Origin of the sequence: Vibrio sp. 10N.222.48.A3 (genome assembly GCF_041475345.1) — a bacterium.
GTDB classification, from domain to species: Bacteria; Pseudomonadota; Gammaproteobacteria; order Enterobacterales; family Vibrionaceae; genus Vibrio; species Vibrio tasmaniensis_A.
On sequence record NZ_JBFRVX010001045.1, the window covers coordinates 1 to 2,677 of the forward strand.

The 2,677-nt window shown below is 41.6% G+C and carries 3 protein-coding genes; all 3 read right to left on the reverse strand.

Features of this window, described 5'->3' with window-relative positions:
• Positions 1-76 precede the first annotated feature (76 nt).
• Entirely contained in the window at positions 77-958 is an 882-nt protein-coding gene (rfbD, locus tag AB4653_RS23435) for a dTDP-4-dehydrorhamnose reductase (protein ID WP_009847955.1), read from the reverse strand.
• Entirely contained in the window at positions 958-1,845 is an 888-nt protein-coding gene (gene rfbA / locus AB4653_RS23440; RefSeq protein ID WP_009847956.1) for a glucose-1-phosphate thymidylyltransferase RfbA, read from the reverse strand. Before rfbA ends, rfbD begins: the two co-directional genes overlap by 1 nt.
• A partial coding sequence (gene rfbB, locus AB4653_RS23445) for a dTDP-glucose 4,6-dehydratase (protein ID WP_372105444.1) occupies positions 1,845-2,677 on the reverse strand: 833 nt, incomplete at its 5' end. The genes rfbA and rfbB, both read right to left, overlap by 1 nt.

Consider the following 2,677-nt stretch of genomic DNA (forward strand, 5'->3'; position numbering starts at 1 on the left):
ATATATAACTAATAGCTTCTCTGCACACTTATTAATATTAACTCCTTCATTGTAAGAAGGAATTATAAGTCTTAGTTTATTCATATCTTTTTATACCTAATTTTAGTCGACTCACCCAATCGCTTGCATTTATCCCAAACGTATTACGTATTAGTGTTGTATTGAGCTTAGAATTTTCTGGACGCTTAGCGAGAGTTGGGTACTCTTCAGTCGTTATTGAGTTAACTGCTGGTGAACACTTCAGGACACCTTGTTCAACCGCTTCATCAAAAATAGCTTGCGCAAACTGGCTCCAGCTTACATGTGGTAATCCAGAGAAGTGGTAAATACCAAACCTATCAGTTTCTCCATTACAAATAGCCTTAGCGATAGTTACTAACGCAGATGCGATATCACCGGCATAAGTCGGCCCACCAAACTGATCTCCCACAATACTTAGAGATTCATAGCTATTTGCTAAACGCAACATGGTCTTAACAAAGTTATTGCCATTCTCACCAAACACCCACGCAGTACGAAGGATAATATGTTTTTTACACTCTTGTGCTACGGCGATTTCACCTGCTAGTTTACTTTTACCGTAAACACCTTGAGGGTTTGTAGCATCCGTTTCTGCATATTCGCCTACTTTATCTCCATCAAAAACATAATCCGTAGAGATATGCAGCATTGCAGCACCAACGCTCTGCGCTGCTTGTGCGAGGTATTTTGGACCATCACGGTTTATCGCATAAGAAAGGTCAAGCTCCTCTTCAGCCTTATCAACCGCTGTATGTGCCGCTGCATTAATAATGATGCTAGGCTCAAATTCAGCCACAATAGCATTAACGGCCTCTTGACTAGTAATATCAAGATGCTCTCTATCAAGAGCTAATACTGCTATATTTTCATTATTGGCTAATTGTTTAGTTAGACAAGAGCCCACTTGACCATGACAACCGGTAATTAATACACGCATTAAGCATCAGCCCTCTTTTGAGATTCACTAACTAGGCGCGTTAAGTACTGACCATATTCATTTTTCATCATTGGTTTAGCTAGAGTCAGAACTTGTTCATCACTCAACCAACCGTTACGCCAAGCGATTTCTTCTAAACACGCGACTTTCAAACCTTGGACATTTTCAATCGTTTGGACGAAAGAAGAGGCTTCGTGTAGGCTTTCATGCGTACCGGTATCTAGCCACGCAAAACCGCGACCTAATAATTCCACATTCAGTGAACCATCGTTTAAGTACATTTCATTTAGCGTGGTAATTTCTAACTCACCACGATGAGAGGGCTTCACTTGCTTGGCCATTTCCACCACGCGATTATCGTAGAAATACAAACCCGTTACCGCGTAATTGGATTTTGGTGTTGCCGGCTTTTCTTCAATCGAAATCGCTTTCATCTCTTCATCAAATTCGACCACACCAAAACGCTCTGGGTCTTTGACTTGGTAGCCAAAAACTGTCGCACCACTTTCACGGCTGGCAGCATTTTTTAAAGTGTCACTAAATGATTGCCCATAGAAGATATTGTCGCCGAGTACTAAACAAACAGAATCATCACCAATAAAATCTTCACCTATAATGAAAGCTTGTGCTAAACCATCTGGGCTTGGTTGAATAGCATACTCAAGACTAATACCAAAATCAGAACCATCACCAAGCAAGCGCTTAAAACCTGCATTATCTTCTGGAGTCGTGATAATCAAGATGTCTTTGATTCCAGCTAACATCAATGTAGAAATCGGGTAAAACACCATTGGTTTGTCGTAGATCGGCAAGAGTTGCTTTGATACACCACGAGTCAATGGGTACAAACGAGTGCCTGAACCACCAGCTAGAACAATACCTTTCATTATTTACTTCCCTTTGATTCAGTTTTTTCTACACCTAAACGCTCACGTTGGTAACTACCATCTTGTACATTTTGACACCACGCTGAATTGTCTAGATACCATTGCACCGTTTTACGAAGACCTGTTTCAAACGTCTCCTCGGGTGTCCAACCTAACTCACGCTGCATTTTAGATGAGTCAATGGCGTAACGGCGGTCATGACCAGGGCGGTCTTGAACATAGGTAATTTGTTCTGCATACGCTGACTCTTTCGGTACTAAAGTATCTAAGATGTCACAAATAGTGTTTACGACTTCGAGGTTTTTCTTCTCGTTGTGGCCACCAATATTGTATGTCTCCCCGACTTTACCTTCAGACACTACTTTGTAGAGTGCCCGTGCATGATCTTCAACAAACAACCAGTCACGAATTTGGTCGCCTTTACCATAGATAGGAAGGTCTTTTCCTTCTAAAGCATTCAAAATGACTAATGGGATCAATTTTTCAGGAAAATGGTAAGGACCATAGTTGTTAGAGCAATTGGTTACGATAGTAGGGAGACCGTAAGTACGTAACCATGCGCGTACTAAGTGATCACTTGATGCTTTTGAAGCAGAGTATGGACTTGATGGTTCATACGAGGTTGTTTCCAAGAACATTGGCAGCTCAGTCCCTTCTGGAACTTCATCCGGATGCGGAAGGTCGCCATACACTTCATCAGTAGAGATATGGTGAAAACGAAATTCTGCTTTTGCACCCTCTTCAAGCTTATTCCAATATTCACGTGTCGCTTCTAGCAAGGTATAAGTGCCGACAATATTGGTTTCGATAAACGCTGCAGGGCCGGTAATAG

Excerpts from the sequence above, each read along its gene's own strand:
- rfbD (WP_009847955.1), bottom strand. The coding sequence starts at position 958 with ATGCGTGTATTAATTACCGGTTGTCATGGTCAAGTGGGCTCTTGTCTA.
- rfbA (WP_009847956.1), bottom strand. The coding sequence starts at position 1,845 with ATGAAAGGTATTGTTCTAGCTGGTGGTTCAGGCACTCGTTTGTACCCA.